Source organism: Agromyces sp. Marseille-Q5079 (genome assembly GCF_051016555.1).
In the GTDB taxonomy this organism is placed as follows: Bacteria; Actinomycetota; Actinomycetes; order Actinomycetales; family Microbacteriaceae; genus Agromyces.
Genome location: NZ_JBPEJF010000009.1, coordinates 119,532 through 141,229 on the forward strand (window position 1 = coordinate 119,532; position 21,698 = coordinate 141,229).

General features: G+C 71.4%; 18 protein-coding genes. 8 read left to right on the top strand and 10 right to left on the bottom strand.

What is annotated here, in order from left to right; genetic code table 11:
• Nucleotides 1-30: 30 nt before the first annotated feature.
• Entirely contained in the window at nucleotides 31-1,395 is a 1,365-nt protein-coding gene (locus ACR3IO_RS17405; RefSeq protein ID WP_434072479.1) for a TetR/AcrR family transcriptional regulator, read from the bottom strand.
• Nucleotides 1,396-1,534: 139 nt separating this feature from the next.
• On the opposite strand from ACR3IO_RS17405, the gene ACR3IO_RS17410 reads away from it, so the two are divergent.
• From ACR3IO_RS17410 to ACR3IO_RS17420, 3 genes are all read left to right on the top strand, one after another.
• Nucleotides 1,535-2,845: an MFS transporter gene (locus ACR3IO_RS17410; protein WP_434072480.1), complete on the top strand. Its 1,311-nt coding sequence runs from the start codon at nucleotides 1,535-1,537 to the stop codon at nucleotides 2,843-2,845.
• A gap of 4 nt (nucleotides 2,846-2,849) precedes the next feature.
• Entirely contained in the window at nucleotides 2,850-4,664 is a 1,815-nt protein-coding gene (locus tag ACR3IO_RS17415; protein WP_434072481.1) for a glycoside hydrolase family 3 protein, read from the top strand.
• A 205-nt stretch (nucleotides 4,665-4,869) separates the two neighbouring features.
• The gene (locus ACR3IO_RS17420; RefSeq protein WP_434072482.1) at nucleotides 4,870-5,706 is read left to right on the top strand and encodes an alpha/beta hydrolase fold domain-containing protein; all 837 of its coding nucleotides are present in this window, start codon (nucleotides 4,870-4,872) and stop codon (nucleotides 5,704-5,706) included.
• Between the two features lie 77 nt (nucleotides 5,707-5,783).
• Here ACR3IO_RS17420 and ACR3IO_RS17425 read toward each other — a convergent pair whose 3' ends face one another.
• On the bottom strand, nucleotides 5,784-7,085 hold the full coding sequence (locus ACR3IO_RS17425) for an ion channel protein (RefSeq protein WP_434072483.1): 1,302 nt from the start codon (nucleotides 7,083-7,085) through the stop codon (nucleotides 5,784-5,786).
• Nucleotides 7,082-7,507 (bottom strand): pyridoxamine 5'-phosphate oxidase family protein, encoded by a 426-nt coding sequence (locus ACR3IO_RS17430; protein ID WP_434072484.1) that lies wholly within the window; start codon nucleotides 7,505-7,507, stop codon nucleotides 7,082-7,084. Before ACR3IO_RS17430 ends, ACR3IO_RS17425 begins: the two co-directional genes overlap by 4 nt.
• 118 nt (nucleotides 7,508-7,625) lie before the next feature.
• On the opposite strand from ACR3IO_RS17430, the gene ACR3IO_RS17435 reads away from it, so the two are divergent.
• On the top strand, nucleotides 7,626-8,975 hold the full coding sequence (locus tag ACR3IO_RS17435) for a choice-of-anchor A family protein (RefSeq protein ID WP_434072485.1): 1,350 nt from the start codon (nucleotides 7,626-7,628) through the stop codon (nucleotides 8,973-8,975).
• A gap of 90 nt (nucleotides 8,976-9,065) precedes the next feature.
• On the opposite strand, the gene ACR3IO_RS17440 is transcribed toward ACR3IO_RS17435, so the two are convergent.
• The gene (locus ACR3IO_RS17440; protein ID WP_434072486.1) at nucleotides 9,066-9,770 is read right to left on the bottom strand and encodes an SOS response-associated peptidase; all 705 of its coding nucleotides are present in this window, start codon (nucleotides 9,768-9,770) and stop codon (nucleotides 9,066-9,068) included.
• 70 nt (nucleotides 9,771-9,840) lie between these two features.
• On the opposite strand from ACR3IO_RS17440, the gene ACR3IO_RS17445 reads away from it, so the two are divergent.
• Entirely contained in the window at nucleotides 9,841-10,779 is a 939-nt protein-coding gene (locus ACR3IO_RS17445) for a DNA-3-methyladenine glycosylase family protein (RefSeq protein ID WP_434072487.1), read from the top strand.
• A 134-nt stretch (nucleotides 10,780-10,913) separates the two neighbouring features.
• Complete coding sequence (locus ACR3IO_RS17450) at nucleotides 10,914-11,912, top strand: acetylxylan esterase (RefSeq protein WP_434072488.1); 999 nt, start codon at nucleotides 10,914-10,916, stop codon at nucleotides 11,910-11,912.
• A 117-nt stretch (nucleotides 11,913-12,029) separates the two neighbouring features.
• Here ACR3IO_RS17450 and ACR3IO_RS17455 read toward each other — a convergent pair whose 3' ends face one another.
• The 3 genes from ACR3IO_RS17455 to ACR3IO_RS17465 all read right to left on the bottom strand — a co-directional run bounded on the left by ACR3IO_RS17455 (nucleotide 12,030) and on the right by ACR3IO_RS17465 (nucleotide 14,061).
• A complete protein-coding gene (locus ACR3IO_RS17455) occupies nucleotides 12,030-12,488 on the bottom strand; it encodes a peptidoglycan-binding domain-containing protein (protein ID WP_434072489.1) in 459 nt (152 codons plus the stop codon).
• Nucleotides 12,489-12,649: 161 nt separating this feature from the next.
• Nucleotides 12,650-13,408, bottom strand: a complete 759-nt coding sequence (locus tag ACR3IO_RS17460) for a DUF4328 domain-containing protein (protein ID WP_434072490.1) — start codon at nucleotides 13,406-13,408, stop codon at nucleotides 12,650-12,652.
• A gap of 149 nt (nucleotides 13,409-13,557) precedes the next feature.
• Nucleotides 13,558-14,061, bottom strand: coding sequence for a winged helix-turn-helix transcriptional regulator (locus ACR3IO_RS17465; RefSeq protein WP_434072491.1), 504 nt, complete (start codon nucleotides 14,059-14,061; stop codon nucleotides 13,558-13,560).
• Nucleotides 14,062-14,140: 79 nt separating this feature from the next.
• Between ACR3IO_RS17465 and ACR3IO_RS17470 the strand changes: the two genes are divergently transcribed.
• Complete coding sequence (locus ACR3IO_RS17470) at nucleotides 14,141-16,438, top strand: LLM class flavin-dependent oxidoreductase (RefSeq protein WP_434072492.1); 2,298 nt, start codon at nucleotides 14,141-14,143, stop codon at nucleotides 16,436-16,438.
• Between the two features lie 60 nt (nucleotides 16,439-16,498).
• Here ACR3IO_RS17470 and ACR3IO_RS17475 read toward each other — a convergent pair whose 3' ends face one another.
• The 3 genes from ACR3IO_RS17475 to ACR3IO_RS17485 form a co-directional block, all read right to left on the bottom strand.
• Complete coding sequence (locus ACR3IO_RS17475) at nucleotides 16,499-16,966, bottom strand: DUF805 domain-containing protein (protein WP_434072493.1); 468 nt, start codon at nucleotides 16,964-16,966, stop codon at nucleotides 16,499-16,501.
• 227 nt (nucleotides 16,967-17,193) lie between these two features.
• Nucleotides 17,194-18,615: a pyridoxal phosphate-dependent decarboxylase family protein gene (locus tag ACR3IO_RS17480; protein WP_434072494.1), complete on the bottom strand. Its 1,422-nt coding sequence runs from the start codon at nucleotides 18,613-18,615 to the stop codon at nucleotides 17,194-17,196.
• Between the two features lie 282 nt (nucleotides 18,616-18,897).
• The gene (locus ACR3IO_RS17485) at nucleotides 18,898-20,376 is read right to left on the bottom strand and encodes an AAA family ATPase (protein WP_434072495.1); all 1,479 of its coding nucleotides are present in this window, start codon (nucleotides 20,374-20,376) and stop codon (nucleotides 18,898-18,900) included.
• 164 nt (nucleotides 20,377-20,540) lie between these two features.
• Here ACR3IO_RS17485 and ACR3IO_RS17490 point away from each other — a divergent pair, with 164 nt between their 5' ends.
• Nucleotides 20,541-21,647 (top strand): phospholipase D-like domain-containing protein, encoded by a 1,107-nt coding sequence (locus tag ACR3IO_RS17490; RefSeq protein ID WP_434072496.1) that lies wholly within the window; start codon nucleotides 20,541-20,543, stop codon nucleotides 21,645-21,647.
• Nucleotides 21,648-21,698: the final 51 nt, after the last annotated feature.

Consider the following 21,698-nt stretch of genomic DNA (forward strand, 5'->3'; position numbering starts at 1 on the left):
CCGTGCTCCGGCGGGCCTCGATACGCTTCGCTACTCGACCGGCTCGACCGGCTCGACCGGCTCGACCGGCCGCACGAGCGACCGCAGGTGGGCCGAGAGGTGTTCGCCGACGTCGACGTGCTCGGGGTCGTAGAGCCACTGCAGCTGCAGGCCGTCCCAGAGCGCGACGAGCCAGAGCGCCTCGAACACGGGGTCGAGGTCGTCGTGGAGCATCGGCGCCGCGGCGGCGATCAGGCGTGCGAACCGATCGACGGCCCAGTCGAAGCGCCGTTCGAAGTACGCATGGCCGGGGTGCGCGGGCGCGGCGGCCTCGGCTGAGAGCACCGCGTAGAGCTCGACGAGTCCCGGTTCCTGCTGGGCCGCGTGCCTCGCACCCTCGGCCAGGTCCTCGAGCATGGCCAGCCGGTCGCCGCCCACCATCGCGAACTCGGAGCGGAGGTCGAGCGTCGCGTCGCGCCGGGCGATCACGGCACCGAGCAGCTCCTCCTTGCTCGAGAAGTGGTGCAGGAGCGTCGACTTCGAGATGCCCACGCGCTCGGCGATCTCGCGAAGGCTCGTGGCGTGGAACCCGCGGCTCGCGAAGAGCGTCGACGCGTCGGCGACGATGCGAAGTCGCCGGGCGCGCCCGGGCGCGTAGCCGGCGTCATCCGACGTGTCGAGCGGGAAGAGCGGAAGCCCGGACGGCGCCTGCACGAGCGAGGTCGCGGGCCTGCGACCGCGCAGTCGATCGAGGTGCGCCTCGAGCAGGTCGGGCAGGTCGAATCGGCCCGGGAGGTAGATCGAGATGAGCTGCAGGCCGTCCCAGGCGGCCGCGAGCCGTGCGGCCTCATCGGCGGCGATGGTGCCGGCCGGAAGGTCTCCGGCGTCGATCGCGGCCTGGAACAGCCCGGCCGACTGCACCCGGATGCCGGCGTGGCGGTCGCGGAAGTACCCGTGGGCGGGATGCGAGGTGCTCGTCGCCTCGCCGGCGAGCGTGCTGAAGAGCGGGATGTAGCCGTCGATGGCGGCATTGTGCCGCGCGAGCTCGGGGAAGACCCCGAGGCCGGGATCGACGGTCTCGAGCCAGTCGGCGTTCTGCTGGGCGAGGCCGTCGACGACCTCGAGCAGCATGTCGTCCTTGGAGCCGAAGTGCCGCAGCACGCCGGGGTGGGAGAGCCCGGCCTCGGTCGCGATGTCGCGAACGGAGACGGCGCTGAACCCGCGTTCGATGAAGAGCCGGGATGCCGCGGCGAGGATGTTCGCGCGCGTTCGCGCGGTCGCCTCGGCGCGGCTCGTCGTGCGCGGGGAGGCCGGGGGCGCCGCCTCCGGCACGCCCGCCTCGGATGCGCCGGCCCCGTTCGAGGCAGCACGACCCGCGGCCGCTGCTGCGGCATCCGCTGTCATGGTCTGGCTCATGGGTCTCCGGCTTCCTCGGGAGTCATCCTCCCACACCTCGGTTACCACCCGATCGAGTTTCTGTTACCACTTGGTCGAGATTCGATGTACCCTCATGCCAGAGCCAAAGACGGCTCGGTTTTCATTGGAAGGAAACACGATGACGGAGTCGTCACTCACCGACACGGTGGCCCCCGCCAGCGGACTGCCCGCTGACACCACCGGTGCGGCCGGCCAGACGGGCAAGGCGCCGAAGGGCTACATCGCCACGCTCGCGCTGTCGAACTTCGGGCTCTACCTCGCGCTGCTCACGCCGGTGCTGGTCTCGCTCGCCTTCAAGGTGCAGCACATCACCGGCTCGGCTGAAGAGGCGACCACGGCGCTGGGCCTCATCATGGGCGTCGGCGCGCTCTTCGCGATCATCTGCAACCCGCTCGTCGGCCGCCTCTCCGACCGCACCGTCTCGCGCTTCGGCATGCGTCGCCCCTGGATGCTCGGCGGCGTGCTCGTCGGCCTCGCGGCCTTCGCGCTCATCGGGGTCGCGACGAACGTGTGGGTCGTGCTCATCGGCTGGTGCATCGTGCAGGCCTCGCTGAACGGCGTCATGGCCGCCTCCACCGCGACCGTGCCCGACCAGGTGCCTGTCAGCTCGCGCGGCAAGGTCTCGGGCATCATCGGCCTGACCACGCCCCTCGGCATCCTCGGCGGCAGCTTCCTCGTGAACTTCCTCTCCGACGACCTCAGCCGCTTCGTCGTGCCGGCCCTCATCGCCGTCGTCTTCGTGGGCGTCTTCGTCTTCACGCTCAAGGACCGCGTGCTCACCGAGAAGCCCGCCGAGCGCTACGGCGTCAAGGAGTTCTTCGGCTCGTTCGTCTTCAACCCGCGCAAGCACCCCGACTTCGGCTGGACCTGGCTCACCAAGTTCCTCATCATGTTCGGCTACGCGGGCATCGCGACCTTCCTGCCCTTCTACCTGACCGAGCAGTTCGGCCTCAGCGAGCAGGACGCGATCACCACGATCCTCATGGCGAACCTCGCCTCCATGGTCGCCATGGCGCTCTCGGGCCCGATCGGCGGCATCCTCTCCGACAGGATCGGGAAGCGCCGCCCGTTCGTCGCCGTCGCCGGCGGCGTCATGGTGCTCGGCCTCGTGATCCTCGCGTTCGCGCCGAGCATCCCGATGGTGCTCCTCGCCCAGGCCGTCATCGGCTTCGGCGCCGGCTCGTTCATGTCGGTCGACACGGCCCTCGCGACGCAGGTGCTGCCCAACCCGAAGGACACCGCCAAGGACCTCGGCGTGCTGAACATGGCCAACGCCCTGCCGCAGTCGCTCGCCCCGGTCATCGCCCCCGCGATCATCGCGTTCGGCGCCACCACGTCGCTCGGCGGCTACAGCACCTTCTACCTCTTCGGCGCCCTCGTCGCACTCGCCGGCGCCGTGCTCGTCTACCGCATCAAGGGAGTGAAGTAACACCATGACCGACACCATCCAGACCACGGATGCCGCATCCGCCGACCTGCCCGTCGACCCGACGTATCGCGACGCGAGCCTGCCCGTCGACGAGCGCGTCGAGAACCTGCTCGGCCAGATGACCCTGCAGGAGAAGGCCGGCCTCTTCTTCCAGACCATGATCGCGATGAGCCAGGACGGCGAGCTCTCCGAGGCGAACCCGATGTTCGGGCTGCCCTCGAACGAGGAGCAGGTCATCGGCAAGGGCATGACGCACTTCAACGTGCTCGGCTCCGCACCGTCGGCCGAGCTCATGGCGCAGTGGCACAACAAGCTCCAGGAGCTCGCGGCGTCGACGCGCCTCGGCATCCCCGTGACGATCTCGACCGACCCGCGCCACTCGTTCAGCGACAACCCCCTCGCGGGCATGCTCTCCGGCCCGTTCTCGAGCTGGCCCGAGACGGTCGGCCTCGCGGCGATCCGCGACGAGGCGCTCGTCGAGCGCTTCGGCGACATCGCCCGCCAGGAGTACACGGCCGTCGGCATCCGCGTGGCCCTGCACCCGCAGATCGACCTCGCCACCGAGCCGCGCTGGGGCCGCCAGGTCGCGACGTTCGGCGAGGACGCCGAGCTCACGGGCAAGCTGGGCGCCGCCTACATCCGCGGGTTCCAGGGCGAGTCGTTCGGACCGGGCTCGGTCTCGACGATGACGAAGCACTTCCCGGGCGGCGGCCCCCAGATGGACGGTGAAGACGCGCACTTCCCGCACGGCCGCGAGCAGGTCTACCCGGGCGGCGAGTTCGAGCTGCACCTCAAGCCCTTCGAGGACGCCTTCGCGGCCGGCACCCGCCAGATCATGCCGTACTACGGCATGCCCGTGGGCACCGAGTACGAGGAGGTCGGCTTCGGCTTCAACAAGTCGGTCATCACGGGCCTGCTACGCGACCGCTACGCGTTCGAGGGCATCGTCTGCACCGACTGGGGCCTCATCTCCGACGCCGAGATCTTCGGCGAGCCGTTCCCGGCGCGCGCCTGGGGCGTCGAGCACCTCACGCCGCGCGAGCGCGTGATCAAGGTGCTCGAGGCCGGCGTCGACCAGTTCGGCGGCGAGGCGATCCCCGAACTCCTCGTCGAGCTCGTCGAGGCCGGCGACGTCAGCGAGGCCCGCCTGGACGAGTCGGCCCGACGCCTGCTGCGCGAGAAGTTCGTGCTCGGCCTCTTCGACCAGCCGTTCGTCGACGTCGAGCACGCCGCCCGCGTGGTCGGCTCCGACGCGTTCGTCGCCGCGGGCGAGGCCGCGCAGCGCGCCTCGATCACGGTGCTCACGAACACCACGACGGATGCCGGTGCGCCGACGCTTCCCCTCGCCCGCGGGCTCAAGCTCTACGTCGAGGGCATCGCCCCCGAGGTCGCGGCCGAGTACGGCACGGTCGTGGAGACCCCGGCCGAGGCGGATGTCGCGGTGATCCGCACGCACGCCCCGTTCGAGCAGCGCTCGTCGACGTTCGAGAACTTCTTCCACCAGGGCTCGCTCGCCTTCACCGACGAGGCCGTCGCGCACCTCCGCGAGGTCGCCGCCGTGGTTCCCACCGTCATCGACGTGCACCTGGACCGCCCCGCGATCCTCACGCCGTTCGTCGACGACGTCGCCGCGATCGTGGGCAACTACGGCGCCAGCTCGCATGCCGTGCTCGACGTGCTGACGGGTGCGGCGTCACCGCTCGGCAAGCTGCCGTTCGACCTGCCGTCGAGCATGGCCGCCGTCGAGGCGAGCCGCGAAGACGTGCCGTTCGACACGAAGGACCCGCTGTTCCGGTTCGGCCACGGGCTGAGCCTGTAGGTCTCGTTCCGCGAGACCGTTCCACGAGGCGCCGGCCCCGCGACATCCGCTCGGATGCCGCGGGGCCGCCGTCGTCTCCATACGGGTGGCTGCGTCCGCGAGTTCTCTCCACCGGCCCCGACGCATCGGCTCGGACGCATATGGTCGCCTCGGCCGCGTTGAAGCGACCATATGCGTCCGTGGCGGGCGGTGGCAGGATCGTGACGTGCGTGAACTCGTCTTCGCCGAGGCCGGCGGTCGCCCGTTGCGGCTGGACCTCCATCTGCCGACGACGGCGCCCGATGCTCAGTCGGCGCTCCTGCCGGTCATCGTCTTCGTGCACGGCGGCGGCTGGCGCACCGGCACGCGGCACGAGTTCGGCCCAGACGTCGATCGGGCCTTCGAGCGCATCGCGGATGCGGGGTTCGCCGTGGCCTCCGTCGAGTACCGACTGAGCGGCGAGGCGGTCTTCCCGGCCCAGGTCGACGACGTCGCCGCGGCCGTTCGATGGGTCGCGACCGAGGGGGAGCGCGTCGGCCTCGATCCGGCCCGCGTCGTGCTCTGGGGCGAGTCGGCCGGTGCCGCGCTCGCCGCGCTCGCGGTACTCCGAGCGGATGCTGCGACCCGAGCGCATCCCGCGACCCGCGGCGTCATCGACTGGTACGGCCCGACCGACCTCCCGGCCCTCGGCGTCGACCTCGGCCGCCTCGACGACCCCGATTGCGCCGAGGGACGGTGGCTCGGCGGCACCATCGCCGGATCGCCCGAGGCCGCGGTCGCGGCATCCGCTGCACGACAGGTGGCGCCGGCCGTCGCCGCCGGACTGGCGCTGCCGCCATTCCTCATCGCGCACGGCACGGCGGATGCCTCGGTGCCGCCCGCGCAGGGCGCGCTCCTCGCTGCCGAGCTCCGGCGGGCGGGCGGCGAGGTCCAGTTCGACCTCGTCGACGGGGCGGGCCATCGGTTCGTCGGCGAGTCCGGATCGCCGGCCGTCGACCGCGACGCGCTCTTCGAACGGGCGCTCGCCTTCGCCCGGCGCGTGCTCGGTGGTTCACCGGGCTGACACTGATCGCCCCTCCCGGTCGTGCGGCACGAGGCCAGTTCGTCGTGTCGCTCAGGTTCAGCGGCGGACGGCGCGGCCTACCAGCGCGCCGCCAAGCCCCGCCGAGGTCCGGGTTCGAGCGCGGCATCCGCCTTCGGCGCCTCGACGACCAGTGCGGGTGCCTTCGTCACCATGAGCCAGATCGGCAGGATGATCAGGCAGAGCGGGGCGATCACGCCCATGTCGCCGCAGAGGGCGACGCCGATGAAGATCGAGATCCAGCCGTCGCGCGTGGCGACGAGCGTGATGCCCATCGCTCCGCATGCGACGGCGAGCGAGATCGGCAGGTCGGGGAGCACGGCGTAGCCGAGCAGGCCGAGCGCGGTGCCGATGAAGACGACCGGGAAGATGCGGCCGCCGCGGAACCCTGCGCTCGCCGCCACGAGCAGTGCGACGACCTTGACGCCCGCGAACCCCGCGAGCTGGCCGGGCGTGTACGCGTCGGGATCGGACAGGAGCTGGCCCGCCTGGTCGAGTCCCTTGAAGAGGGTGAGCGGGCCGCCGAGCATGCCGAGGAGTCCCAGCACCACGCCGCCGAGCGCGATGCCGATGAACGGATGGGGCAGGGCGTGGAACACCCGGTGCAGGTACGGGAAGACCCAGGCCGCCGCGATGCCGAGGAGCGCCGAGACGGCGGCGACCACGAGCCCGGTGAGGAGGTAGATCGGCTCGAGCGTGCCCATCGGCTCGAGCGTGAACGCGATCTTCGCGCCGCCGAGGAGGTCCATGGTCGCGGCTCCGGCGCCCGCAGCTGCCAGTGGCAGGAACAGGCGGTCCCAGAGCGACCCGCCCGACTTCATGGCGCCGACCATGCCGGTGAACACGAGCGCCGCGGCGACGGGGGTTCCGAACAGTGCGCCGATGGTGCCGGCGATCGCGAGGGCGGCGATCTGCTGCGGCGGCACCTTGGCGAAGCGGGCCAGCAGCGCCATCGAGAGGGCCGCGTTGATCGCGATGATCGGGTTCTCGGGTCCGAGGCTGACTCCGCCCGCGAGCCCGAGCAGGACCACGAGCGCGATCGACGGCAGGGCCTTGAGGCCCGGGAACGGGCCGGTGAGCTCGGTCATCGCCGAGTCGGGGCCCGCGTGGCCGGGCACGAGCCAGACGATCGCCCCCACGGCGATGCCCGTGGCGGTCAGCACGGTGAAGATCCACCAGGGCGTCGCCTCGCTCGCGCCGAACGACGCGGGCAGGGTCGTCCAGAGGAATCCCTGCAAGATCTCTGCCAGGCCGTTCAGGAGACGCAGGGTCAGCGCCGAGCCGACGCCGATCGCGATCGCGGGGATGGCCAGCGTGGCCAACTGCCGGACGCTCGGCCCGGTCGTCACGGGCTCGCTCATGAGAGCTCGATCTCGGTCGACACGGGCGGACCCTCGCGGTAGTCGCCGAATCGCGCCCAGTCGAGCCCGACGCGGACGAGCTCGAACTCGGGATTCGTCAGCGAGGTGCTGAACCAGGGGAAGGCCTCGGCGTAGGCCGAGGCGCATCTCGCGGCCTCGTCGCTGCCGGGCTCCAGCACCTCGGCACGGCCCTCGGCCTGCAGCGTCGAGCGCTCCCGGCCTCCGATCACGACCGCGATGCGCGGGTCGCGGCGGAGGTTCGCGATCTTGCGCGATCCACCGCGGGCGTTGAAGACGAGTTCGGCCCGGTCGGTCGCGGTGATGCTGAGGTAGGCCGACTGCGGTGCGCCGTCGGGCCCCAGAGTGCTCACGACGGCGTCGCCGTGAACGAGGACGTAGTCGATCAATTCGGAACGGTCCATACGGTCATCGTGGCATGCGGATGCCACGGGCGTCACGGACGTGCCCGAACCGGGCCCGGATCGGGTGCCCGGGTACGCTGGAGGACGACTCGAGCGCTCCAGGGGGAGGAACCCGACCGTGATCACCCAGACTCGCAATGCGTCCCGACGTGCCCGCGTCGCCAAGCGAATCGCCGGCACCACCATGGCCCTCGCCGGGGTCGCGCTCGTCATCGGGTCGATCCCGTCGGCCTTCGCCGTGGAGGTCGACGGCAACACGCCGCTCGACCCCTGCCTCGGCGACCGGTGCCCGACGGAGTGGCAGGTGCCCAACAACCTCGGCGTCATCGGCTTCGACGACGGGGTCAACGTCTTCGTCGGCGGAGACTTCTCGGCGGAGCCCTCGGCGGCCGAGACCGAGGGCAACCTCGTGGTGCTCGGCGACGCGTCGTTCGACCGGGGCGGCGGCTCGTACGTCGTCGGTGTCGCGGGCGTCGGGTCGCGGGTGCCGCCGCCCAGCGGCTCGACGATGCTCACGGTCGGCGGCGATCTCACCATCTCCGACAGCACCACGCTCATCGTCGGCGGGGACACCGGCTTCCCCGACTTCACGCCCATCGTCGGCAACGTCGAGTACGGGGGAACCCTCACCGGAACCCCGTCGGTGGTCGGGGGAGCGACGGTAGAGCAGGGCGACGGCGCCTCGGCCTTCACCGATCGGCTCGCGAACGTCACCGCCCTCTCGCAGTGCTTCGCCGCGCTCCCCGACACCGGCACCGTGACCACCGCCGGCGGCCTGACGACGTTCACCGGCGACGGGGTCAGCGACCCGCAGGTCTTCACGGTCGAGGGCACCCTCGGACCCGACCAGGTCGCGGTCACGGGTGCCGACGTGCAGGACGGTGCCACCGTCATCATCAACGTCACCGGCGAGGCCGCGTCCGTCTCGATCAACAGCTGGTTCATCGATGGTTCGAACACGTTCGACCCCGAAATCACGCAGCAGATCGTCACGAACTTCCCGGATGCCACGTCGGTCGAGGTCACGGGCGGGGCCCAGCTGCCCGGGTCGATCCTCGTCGGCAACCCGGCGAGCACGACCACCCTCTCGATCGCCGGCACCAACGGCCGCATCGAGGTCGCCGGCGACCTCGTCCATCGGTCACCGGTCGGCGGGCAGACCGGAGTGGAGATGCACGCCTACCCGTTCAGCGGCGAGGTCGACTGCGTGACGCCGCCGACCACCACGACCTCGGCTCCGCCCACGACCACGACGGCACCGCCCACGACCACCACGGCACCACCCACGACCACGATTCCGACCACCACTCCGGCGACGCCGACGGTCACGCCGACCGCGACGTCGACGGCGGCACCCGCCGAGCTCGCCGAGTCGGGATCGCCCGCGGGCGCGATGATGGCCGTCGGCGCCGTCCTCATCGGCGCGGGCGCCGTCACCGTGCTGACCGGGCGCCGACGCCGGGCGTAGCCGGATCGGATCGGCCGGCTCGCGAGGCCCGGTCGATCGGCCCGCGATCGGCCCGGCGTCAGTCGATCGGCCCGGTCGATCGGCCCGGCGTCAGTCGATCGGGTCGAGCAGCGTCGGGTCGGTCGGGTCGATCGCACGGGAGTTGTTGACCCGACGGTCGACCTCGTAGACCGAGATCGTCGAGGCGACCTTGTCGGACTCCGTGCCGAGCTGTTCGACCATGCGGGCCTTGCCGCCCTCGTCGAGCTTGGTGGGATCGAGGTACTCGCTCCAGAAGTCGGCCTCGAGGAATACCGGCATGCGGTCGTGCACCTCGCCCGAGGCATCGCGTGCCTCGCGCGTGATGATCGACGTGGAGACCTGCCACTCGTCGTCGACCTTGCGCACCGTGTAGATGCCCGCGGCCGCGAGCAGCGGCTGCTCGCCGTGCAGGAACCAGGCCCGCTTCTTGCCCGGCTCGCCCGTCCACTCGTAGTAGCCGCGCATCGGCACGAGGCACCTCGACGACGCGAACGCGCCCTTCCAGAGCCCGTTGGTGGCGACGGTCTCGATGCGCGTGTTGAACTGCGGGCGCTTGGACTCCTTCAGGAACGAGGGATGGAAGTTCCACGCGGCGGCGTCGAGCATGCGCGTGACCTCGCCGGTCTCGCGGTTCGCCCGCTCGCGCACGATGGGGACCACCTCGGTGGGGGCGATCGAGTACTGCGGCCGCCAGTCGCGGTAGTCGCCGCCCTCGGCCACGAACTCCTGGATCAGCTCATCGACCTTGGCGTCATTCGCGAAGCGTCCGCACATGCCCCAAGTCTGCACCCGGCCGCCGACATCCGCCCTGGCGACTGTCAGCGGGCGGGGTCACACTGGGTGCGTGATCGCCGAGCAGTCCCGCACGTGGAGCCCGCGGCATCCGACCGACCTCTGGCAGACGATCGGTCCGCTGCGGCGCGGGCCGGGCGACCCCACGTTCCACCGTTCTCCCGACGGGGCCGCGTGGCGCACGACGCGCACCGGTTCGGGCGTCGCGACGGTGCGCTACGTGCCGTCGGCCCACGCCGAGTTCCGTGTCGACGCGTGGGGTCCGGGTGCGGCCGAGGCCGTCGCCGAGGCATCCGCCGTGCTGGGCGAGGCAGACGACCCGAGCGGGTTCGAGCCGCGCATCGACGTGCTCGCCGACGCCCACCGGCGCAATCCGGGCCTGCGGATGCTGCGCACCGGCCGGGTGTTCGAGGCGCTCGTGCCCGCGATCCTCGAGCAGAAGGTCATCACGCTGCAGGCGCACGACTCGTGGCGCACGCTCGTGCACCGGTTCGGCGAGGAGGCGCCGGGGCCGTCGCCCGAGACGTCCACCGGCGGCATCCGGCGCCTCAAGGTGCAGCCCACGGCCGAGCAGTGGGCGCGCGTGCCGTCGTGGGAGTGGCATCGGGCGGGCGTCGACCCCCGGCGTTCGCGCACGATCGTCAGCGCCGCCCGGTACGCCACGCGCCTCGAGGAGGCCGCCGCCATGAATCCGACGGATGCCGCGGTCCGCCTCATGCTCCTGCCCGGTATCGGCGTGTGGACCGCCGCCGAGGTCGCGCAACGCGCGTTCGGCGACGCCGATGCGCTGTCGGTCGGCGACTACCACCTCTCGAACTACCTCGGCCATGCGCTGTGGGGTCGCGACATGACCGACGACGAGATGCTCGAGGCCATGACACCGTGGGCCGGGCACCGCCAGCGGGTCGTGCGGCTCCTCGGTGCGGCGGGCGTCCGCGGGCGACCACGGCGCGGGCCGCGCATGCCGTTCGTCGACCACCGCGCGATCTGACGCGGGGCACGTGCCGGCGCCCTCGCCCGCGCGCCCGCCCGCGACCGAGCGCGCGGGAGTGCGGACGACCCGTCGGCTACGCTGGGCGTCGCCGACGGCGGCCGGGCCGCGGCATCCGATCGTGAAGGACCCAGATGCCCCGCTTCGACCTGTCTCCCGCCGACCTGCGCGCCTACCGCCCCGAGGTGGCCGAGCCCGCTGACTTCGACGAGTTCTGGCGCTCGACGCTCGAGGAGTCCCGCGCGCTCGCCGAGGCGCCGCGGCTGACGCGCGTGGATGCCGCGCTCTCGACCGTCGACGTGTACGACGTCACGTTCAGCGGCTTCGGCGGCGACCCCGTCGGCGGATGGTTCATCGTGCCGTCGGGCGCGACCGGGCCGCTGCCGACGATCGTCGAGTTCAACGGCTACAACGGCGGGCGCGGGCTGCCGCATGAGCGACTCGTCTGGGCGAGCGCCGGGTACGCCCACTTCTTCATGGACACGCGCGGCCAGGGCAGCGGATGGGGCACGGGCGGCGTGACCGCCGACCCGCACGGCACCGGCCCGTCGGTGGCGGGGTTCATGACCCGCGGCATCCTCGATCCCGAGGCGTACTTCTACCGCCGGGTGTTCACCGATGCAGTGCTCGCGATCGACGCCGTGCGCTCGCTCCCGCAGGTCGACGCCGACCGGGTGAGCGTCTGCGGCGGCAGCCAGGGCGGCGGCATCGCGATCGCCGCGGCCGGCCTCGTCGACGGGCTCGTCGGTGCGATGCCCGACGTGCCGTTCCTCTGCCACTTCGAGCGTGCGGTGGGGCTCACCGATCACGACCCCTACCAGGAGATCGTGCGCTACCTCTCCGTGCATCGGGATGCCGCGTCGAGGGTGTTCGAGACGCTCTCGTACTTCGACGGCGTGAACCTCGCCGCACGGGCGAGCGCGCCCGCGCTGTTCTCGGTGGCGCTCATGGACCCGGTCTGCCCGCCGTCGACGGTGTACGCGGCGCGCAACCGATGGGCGTCGGAGACCGGCGGCTCGGTGCCGGCCGACATCGTCGAGTACTCGTTCAACGAGCACGAGGGCGGTGCCGGCGCGCACTGGCCGCGCCAGGCGTCGTGGCTCGCCGAGCGGCTCGCTGGCGCGGGCCGCTGAGAGCTCGGCCCGCACGACGAACGTCCGGCCCGGTCCGCTCGGACCGGACCGGACGTCGTCGCGGTCACGCTCGATCGCAGGCGCCGTCGCTCAGTCGGGCACGGTGCGACCGAGTCGTCAGACGCTGATCCGGTGGCAGCCTCCCGAACCGTCCGTCCACCAGAAGGCCCTGGCCGTGTTGGGCCCGTAGATTCCATCGGCGGTCACACCGAACTTCTGCTGGGCGCGGATCAGCGCGGCGCGGGTCGCCGGGCCGAAGGAGCCGTCGACGACGAGCCCGGCACGGACCGCGCAGGCCCCGTTCAGGCCCTGCTGGAGCGCCTTCACGGCGATGGAGTTGGCGCCCTGGTCGAGGCGGCACAGCTCGTTGAGGTTGGCATCGGCGGGGGTGTTCCACCACTTGTCACCCGCTCCCCAGTTCATGATGAGCTTCGAGCAGTAGCCGCCGTTGGCGGCATTCGCAGCCGGGGCGGCGACGAGGCCGAGCCCGAACAGCATGCCGATCGCGAGCATCGTGGCGGTGACCCGCTTGGCCCACCGGGACTTGGTGGCTGACGTGAACTTCGTGAACTTCATCGTTCCCCTTCTTCACTCGAAAGCGCCCGGGGCACGACGATCGCGCCCCGCGCGGATCGGACAGCGTTGTCCGAACCGGTGCAGAGTACCGAACGCAGCGACTGGGGATCCCGCGTTGTCCACAGGCCGAACCGCCGGGCGCGGGACGACCGACCGCACCGTCAGGCCGCAGGCGAAGGCACGGGTTCGGAGGAGCGCTGCAGGATGCCCTGCGTGATCCCGCTGACGATCAGCCATGCCAGTGGCGCGGCTGCCAGCTTGAGGATCTCGCCCCCGATGTTCACCCACATCGCGGCGCGGAGCTGCTCGAGGTCCTCGGCGGCCAGATAGATGCGGCTCGATTGCCCGATGACGAGGTTGCTGACGAGATAGAGCAGCCACCAGGTGAGCTGCCACGAGGGCCGAGTGCGACCGACCGCCCGCCAGAGGTCCGAGATGTTCTGGTACGGGAACCAGAGGCTGACGATGGGCACGAACCAGGATCCGGCGTGCCAGCCGGCCGAGCGTCGCGTTCGGCCGGCGACCTGCTTGGCAGCTCGGTATTGCCAGATGACCCAGAGCACGCCGGTGGCGACGAGCGAGAGGGACGACAGGATGGAGACCACGGCTGCGCCCTGGTCGTACAGGTCGAGCATGGCGACGGTCGAGTCGCGACCGTCGAGGAAGGCCGTGGTCGCGCCGATCCCGAACGTCTCGACTCCGATGGTGGCGACGGACAGGACCCCGCAGACGATCAGGAGCACCTGGGTCGCCATCGCGAGCTTCGAGACGGCGCCGGTGCCGCCGTCGGTCGGCACGACTGGTCGACTGAGCTGGTCGAGCGGCTGCGTCCATCGTGCGCCGTCCCACCACCAGGTTGCCGAGGATCCGTCGGGCGCGGGGTACCAGCCGGCAGGAGGCGGGGTGGGGGTGATGGTCATGGGCTGGCTTCCTCGGGGGTCGTCTTCGACAGGTCGTCCGATCCGGACAACGCTGTTCGGATCGGACGCCACTCTAGCGATCCGTGCGAGGCGTCAGCGCCACCGGCGCCACCGGCGACGTCCGCACCCTCGAAGGCTCCCGCCCCGCCTCAGCCCGCCTCACGCGCGACGCCGTGGGCCGGAGCCGCCGCATCGGATGCGCCGTGCGCGTGGTCCCACGCGATGAGCGGCTGCAGGGCTTCGATGAGCTGCAGGCCGGCGGCGCTCGGCGTGTAGGTGATCGAGACGGGGGTCGTGGCGCGCACGTGGCGCTCGATCACGCCCTCGGTCTCGAGCTCCTTCAGGCGCGCGGCCAGCAGGCGGTCGGAGATGCCGTCGACGGACGCCCGGTACTCGCTGAACCGTCGCGCGCCGCGGACGCCCGCGAGCAGGATGGCCGCGGTCCACTTTCGTCCGGCGAACTCGACCGAGCGCTGGAACCGCCGGCACGCGGCCTCGTCGATGTGCCCGAACTGCTCGAGCCGGGCCCGGTGCGCGGCGAGGTCGGCCACGAGATCGGTCGGGAGGTCGCCGGCTGGGCCGACGCCGACGCCGACGCCGACGACGTCGGCCGAGGATGAGGCGCGAGCTGCGGCATCCGATTCACTAACCATGAGTAAGCAGCTTACGCCAGTTTCGCCACGGTGCGGCCGGATGCGGCAGAGTCGAGGTGCGTCACGAGATGGGAGCACCATGCACTACGGCCACGACCTGCGGTTCGGCACCTTCATCACCCCGAGGAACGATCCGCCGCAGGCGGCCGTGCGACTGGCCGAGCTGTCCGAGGCATCCGGCTACGACCTCGTGACCTTCCAGGACCACCCGTACCAGCCGGCGTTCCACGACACGCAGACGCTGCTGACCTGGGTCGCGGCGCGCACCGAGCGCATCCACGTCGCGGCCAACGTCGCGAACGTGCCGCTGCGCCCGCCGGCCGTGCTCGCCCGTGCTGCCGCGAGCCTCGACCTGCTCTCGGGCGGACGCTTCGACCTCGCCCTCGGCGCCGGAGGCTTCTGGGACCCGATCGCGGCCATGGGCGGCCCGCACCTGACGGCCGGCCAGGCGGTCGACGCGCTGTCCGAGGCGATCGACGTCATCCGCGGCACCTGGGACGTCGACGAGCGCTCGCGGTTCGTCGTCGACGGCACCTACCACCATGTGAACGGCGCGAAGCGCGGCCCCGCTCCGGCCCACAACATCCCGATCTGGATCGGCGCGCTGAAGCCGCGCATGCTGCGGCTCATCGGTCGCAAGGGCGACGGCTGGCTGCCCTCGCTCGGCTACCTGCAGCCCGGCGACCTCGCGCGCGGCAACCAGACCATCGACGACGCCGCGATCGCCGCGGGCCGCGATCCGTGCGAGATCCGACGGCTCGTGAACATCAACGGCCGCTTCTCGAACGGTCGCGGCGGCGGGCAGTTCGACGGCCCGGCCGAGCAGTGGGTCGAGCAGATGCTGCCGCTCGTGCTCGAGGACGGCATCGGCACGTTCATCCTCGCGAGCGACGACCCCGGCACGATCGTGCACTTCGCCGAGGAGGTGGCGCCGGCCCTGCGTGAGGCGGTCGCGGCCGAGCTCGCGTCCTCACCCGAGACGGCAGCGGATGCCGCATGGCGGGCCGTGCTCGCGGCCGCCGGCCAGGTGCGCAGCTCGACCGTGCGCGCGAAGCGCCGCGACGGCATCGACTACGACGCCGTGCCCGACTCGCTCGCGTCGCGGGCCATCGAGCCGGGCGACGCCGGCTACTCGCGCGTCAAGTCGACCTACATGCGCGGCGGCTCGCCCGGGCTCGTGCTGCAGCCGACCACGCCGGCCGAGGTCGCCGACGCCGTCGCGTTCGCGCGCCGGCACCCCGGCGTGCCGCTCGGCGTGCGCAGCGGCGGGCACGGCATCAGCGGCCGTTCGACGAACGACGGCGGCCTCGTGATCGACCTCTCGGGCATGCGCGACCTGCGCGTGCTCGATGCCGAGCGTCGGCTCGTGCGCGTCGAGGCGGGTGCGCGCTGGATGGACGTCGCCGCGTTCCTCGCCCCGCACGGCTGGGCGTTGAGCTCGGGCGACTACGGCGGCGTCGGCGTGGGCGGGCTCGCCACGGCGGGCGGCATCGGCTGGCTCGTGCGCGAGCACGGCCTCACCATCGACCACGTGCGGGCCGTCGAACTCGTGCTCGCCGACGGCAGCATCGTGCGAGCGGATGCCGCCGAGCATCCCGACCTCTTCTGGGCCGCGCGCGGCGCCGGTGCCAACATCGGCATCGCGACCGCCTTCGAGTTCGAGGTCGACGAGGTCGGCGAGGTCGGGTTCGCCCAGCTCGCGTTCGACGCGAGCGACACGGCCGGGTTCCTCGAGGCCTGGGGCGACTGGGTCGTCGATGCGCCGCGCGACCTCACGAGCTTCCTGCTCATGGGAGCGCCGCGGCCCGGGCAGCCGATGGTCGCGCAGGTCATGGCGGTCATCGACTCGGCCGACCCCGACACGATCCTCGCCCGCCTGCAGCCGCTCGCCGAGGTCGCACCGCTCGTGGGCCAGGAGGTGCGCCTCACGACCTACGAGGCCGTCATCTCGAACGCGGCCGACACGGCCCACGCCGGGCAGGGCGAGCCGATGGCGCGCTCGGGGCTCGTCGGACGCATCACGCCCGAGTTCGCGCGCGACGCCGCCCGGTTCCTCGAGAGCGGCGCGACGCCGTTCTTCCAGATGCGCGCGGTCGGCGGTGCCGTGCACGACGTGCCGGCGGATGCCACGGCCTACGCCCACCGCGAGGCGGAGTTCTCGGTCTCGGCGATCGGGTCGCCCCGTCACCGCACGACCGAGCGGTGGAACGAGTTGATGGCGCCGCACATGGCGGGCGCCTACCTCAGCTTCGAGACCGAGGTCGGCCCCGAGCACGTGGCGGCGGCCTACCCGCCGGCCACGCTCGAGCGCCTGCGCGCGATCAAGCGCCGCGTCGACCCCGACAACCTCTTCAGGGACAACGCGAACATCGCGTAGGCGCCGCGGCGCGGCATCCGCTCGATTCGGGATGCCGCGACCGCAGTCGTCGTGCCTGGATCAGGCGTCGAAGCGCGCGCCCGCCGGGTCGGACTCGAGCAGCGTGAAGACGAGCAGGATGATGCCGCCCACGAACGGGATGAACGCGAGGAAGAAGAAGGCACCCGAGCGGTTCGTGTCGTGCAGCCGGCGCCAGACGATGGCGAGGTTCGGAACGAGCACGGCGAGGCCCCAGATGGAGTACAGCGCGATGCCGAGGATGAACAGCGGGCCGGGCTGCGAGACCCCGGTCGCCGGGTCGACGTACGCGCCCGGGAACGCGAGCACCAGGAGCAGCACGTAGAGCACCCCGGAGATGATCACGTTCGCGAGCTGCCACCACCAGTACTCGCTGCGGCTCGCGCGGCCGGAGAAGACCGCGTACTTGGTGAAGAACCGCGACACCGCCTGGCCGAACGTCGCGCCGTACAGGGGCTGGGACAGGGCCGACGCCGCCGAGGCGGGGTGCGGGGGCTGGTCGTAGGTCAAGGATCCTCCAGGTGGGGTCGAGTGACTCGGGCTGGAACGCCGGTCGCCGGATCATCATGGCGCAGGGCGCGCCGCTCCGGAAGGGGGAGCGCTGCCCGGTGCGACATCGGCTCATCCGGCGGGCGGGTCCATCCGTCGCGGATGCACCGTATTCGGGCTGGGATCGGTGCATCTGCGACGGATGACGGGTGCGGAGCCACGGGTCGGTCGCCGGGGCATCCGCTCGCTCACTCCATGGTGTCGAGGATCGCGACGAGCTGATCGAAGGTCGTCAGCGGGTTCACGATCGCGAAGCGCGTGTTCGGGCGGCCGCCGTGCGAGCTCGGCGTGACGAAGGCGAGCTGGTCGTCGAGCAGCTTCGCCGACCACGCGGAGTACTGCTCGCGGGTCCAGCCGTCGCGCTCGAACACGACGACCGAGAGCTGCGGGTCGCGCACCAGGGTGAAGCCGTCGCGGCGACGGATCTCGGCGGCGATGTCCTGGGCGAGCTGCAGCGACGAGCCGATGGCCTCGCGGTAGGCCGCGCCGCCGTACGTGGCGAGCGAGAACCACATCGGCAGGCCGCGCGGGCGCCGGGTGAGGTGGATCGCGTAGTCGGACGGGCTCCACTCGGGCGTCTCGGTGAGGGTGTCGAGGTACTCGGCGTGCTGCGTGTGCGCGCGTCGGCCGGCCTCGGGGTCGCGGTAGATGAGGGCGCAGGCGTCGAACGGGGCGAACAGCCACTTGTGCGGGTCGACGATCGCGGAGTCGGCGCGCTCGACGCCGGCGAAGCGGGCGCGCGCGAGCGGCGAGAGCATCGCCGCGAGGCCGTAGGCGCCGTCGATGTGCAGCCAGAAGTCGTAGTCGTCCTTGAGGGCGGCGATCGAGGCGACGTCGTCGACGATGCCGAAGTTCGTCGAGCCTCCGGTGGCGACCACGGCGAAGACGGATGCCCCGTGCTCCTCGAGCGCGGCGCGCACGGCGTCACCGCGCAGCTGCCCGTCGGGGCCGGGCTTCACGGCGACGATGTCGACGTCCATGACCCGGGTGGCCGACGCGATCGAGGAATGCGCCTCGGAGCTGCAGACGACCTTCCAGCGCGGGGCGGATGCCTCGGGGTCGGTCGCCGCGAGTCGGGCGCGGGCGCTCTCGCGCGCGGCGACGAGCGCCGACAGGTTGCCGAGCGTGCCGCCCTGCACGAAGACGCCGCCAGCGCTCGCCGGCAATCCGAACTCGTTCGCGAGCCAGCGCAGCACCTCGTTCTCGGCGTGCACCGCGCCCGAGCCCTCGAGCCACGAACCGCCGTAGATGGCGGAGGCCGAGACGACGAGGTCGAACGCCGACGCGGCGTTCGTCGGCGCGATCGGGATGAACGAGAGGTACTGCGGGTGGTCGGTCGTGATACAGGCGGGCGCGAGCACGTGCTCGAAGATGGCGAGGGCGCGACGGGCGCCGATGCCCTGCTCGTCGATCGTGCGGCCGGCGAGGCGCTTGAGCTCTGCGGGGGAGAACGGCTTGTCGAGGGGCGTGTCGTCGTCGAGCATGCGGCGGCGCGAGTAGTCGAGCACGAGGTCGACGATGTCCTCGGTCTCGGCGGTGATGGCGTGCATGCGCGTGGGGTCCGCCGGGGTGCCCGCGGCGTGAGCGTCGGTGCGACGGTCGGTGTACATGGGGATCCCTTCGGATCGCGCGGCGTCACGATCTCAGAGAGCAGCGTCGCACATGCCTGGATCAGGTGCAATATAACGCGTGAGACCTGAATCTGGCGCAACTATCGCGCGTGCAATGCGCGTCGAGTACACAATTCTGCGCGCTGCGACGGCTTCCCACGGTCGCCTTCGTGCGGCGCCGCGAACGCATTTCGCTGGGACGAGTCGCTTCGGAGAAGCATGTGGCCATGTGGCCATGTGGCCATGTGGCCATTCAGCCATGTAGTTCGAAGGCGCGATCGATCACACCGAGCCGACGGAGCCGAACGAGGATCCCGGGCGCGGGGCATCCGACGCGCCGCCGACGAGCAGTCGTCGAGTCAGTTCCTCGCGCGCCGAGACCAGGTCGCCGAGCGTCGTCGCGAGATCGTCATCGGACGCGGGCCGGGAATCGACCGCGGCGCGAAGCACCGCTCGGCGCATGAGCTCCTTCGCGAACGAGCCGGTCGTGCCCTCTGCGGCATCGGCTGCGGTCCGGATCGCCTCCGTCGAGAACGGGAGGCCGCGCGCATACAGCGCGAACAGTCGTCGGCGCGCCTCGCGGTCGGGCAACGGAATCTCGGCGGCATGGTCGATGCGACCCGGACGATCCGCGAGAGCCCGCTCGAGCACTTCGACCCGATTGGTCGTCAGGATGAACGTGACGTCGGCGTCGCCCTCCAGTCCGTCGAGGGCGTCGAGGATCGAGAACAGCACGCCGTTGCCGCCCGGTCCGAGCGACCGGTCGTTCGCGACCAGGTCGACGTCCTCGAGCACGACGATGGCCGGTTGCATCGCCCGTGCGATCTCTGCCGCCATGGTGATGAACCCGATGCTCGGTCCGTTGAGGAGGATCGCCGTGGTGCCCGCGGTACGGCTCAAGAGGTGCCGCACGGTCAGCGTCTTGCCCGTGCCGGGAGGGCCGTAGAGCAGGAGGCCGCGCTTCAGGTGCAGGCCCGAGCGGCGCAACAGGTCGCGATGCTCCGCGACGCCCACGACGTGACGTGTGATGCCCTCGAGCGTCTCGGATTCGAGGATCAGCTCGTCTGCCGTCACCTCAGGTCGTTCGACGAAGGTCGTCATCCCGGTGCCGTGGCCGAACTGCGATCTGCCGATGGTGAGCACCTTGCCGCGGAGGACGCTGAGTTCCAGCATCCGTCGCCGCAGGTCGACCAGGAATCGATCTGCGACGCCCGGGTCGATCGCGATGATCTCGAGTCTGGCGTTCTCCTGCCCGTGCTGGGGATCGCCGTCACGCTGGAGCAGCACGATGGGTGACCCCTCGTGGTGCAGCAGCCGAAGGCCGAACGCGACCGACCGGCGCTCGGTCTTCGGGCCGGTCGCCGTGGAGACGTAGTCGACCGGACCGGGTGAGAACGCCTGATGAGGGTTGACCAGCAGGTCGACGAACGCCTGATGCCCTCGCATCTGACCACCGTCGACCCCGAGCAGACGTCCGTCCGACTCGGCGGAGACGGCGTCGAGCGCCAGGTCCGCATCGGCGAGGAAGTGCGGCGGCATCGACTCCGTGATGACCGGAAGCTCGCGGAAATCGCGACCGAGGTGCCCGGCGACGATCTCGCCGATGGGCGTGAGCTTCGACACCACCGCACGCGGCCGGTTGACGACCTCGTCGAGGAAGCGGCGGAAGAGGTCCTCGAAGGCCCCGACCTCGGCCTGCGGATGTCCCGCCGCGGAGTCCGCCCCGCTGCTCCCGGTCTTCTCGTCTCGCGCGCCGAACATGCGGACTCCTCCTCGTCGCGGCCCATCGCGCGACGTCGTCATCGGCGCAGGGTCCGCAGACCATGCTGGCCGAGGTCGGCGGGCCGGTGCTACCCCTGACGCGGCATCCGACCCGCGAGCGTAGAACGTGCCATGAGAGATGCTCATGGAGAGGGGTGTGCGCCATGTCGGTCGCCATCGGCGGAGTGGAACTGTTCGTCGGCCCGGCCTCGGTCGGCGGGCCGGACGACCTCGACCTCGCGATCCGCGAGTTCCTCGCCGGGGCCAAGCGCACCCTGGCCATCGCCGTGCAGGAGATCGACTCGCGTCCGATCGCCGAGGCGATCGTCGCGGCGACCCAGCGCGGGGTGCGGGTGCGCCTGATCCTCGAAGGCGACTACCTCACGGAGGACCGGGCCATCGCCGACCCGTGGACCACCGAGGGCGCCCACGACGAGAACCGGTTCCTGCTCGCCGCGCTGCTGAAGTCCCGCGTCGACGTGGTCAGCGACCTGAACCCGAAGATCTTCCACCAGAAGTTCATCGTGCGAGACGCGGGGGAGCCGACCGCGGCCGTGCTCACCGGGTCGACGAACTTCACCCGCACCGACACCGGCACCAACGCGACATCCGGAACCGGCAAGGGGCAGAACCTCAACCACGTGGTCGTGCTGCGCGGGCAGCGCGCCGCGACCGAGTACCTCGCCGAGTTCGAGCGCATGCGCTCCGGCACGTTCGGCGACCGGCACGAGCGCGTCGAGTCCAAGCCCAAGGAGTTCGGCCTGCCGAAGGTGCGCGTGAAGCCGCTCTTCGCGCCGAGGCACGGCCCCGAGATGGAGATCATGAAGCAGATGCTGAAGGCCACGACGTCGATCGACTTCGCGATGTTCACGTTCGCGCAGTCGTCGGGCATCGACGACACCATGATCCGGCTGCGCCCGCTCGTGCCGCGCCTCCGCGGCGTGCTCGACCGCGGCCAGGGCGCGGCGAAGTGGGCGGCGACGAAGGGCCTCGCGGGAGGCGCGGTCGAGTTGTACGAGACGAAGCTCGGCACGGGCGTGCGCAAGCTGCACCACAAGCTCATGGTGCTCGACGAGCGCGTGCTCATCGTCGGCAGCTTCAACTACACCGCCCCCGCCAACACCCTGAACGACGAGAACATCGTCGTGATCGGCGACCTCGAGGAACCCGTGGGCACCGAGACGGATGTCGCGCAGCGCACGCTCGCCGCCTACGCGCTCGCCGAGATCGACCGCATCATCCACGACCTGGCCGAGCCGATCACGCCGTGAACGTCGCTCGGATGCGGCTCGCCGGCGCGAGTGTCGCCCGGCAGATGTCGG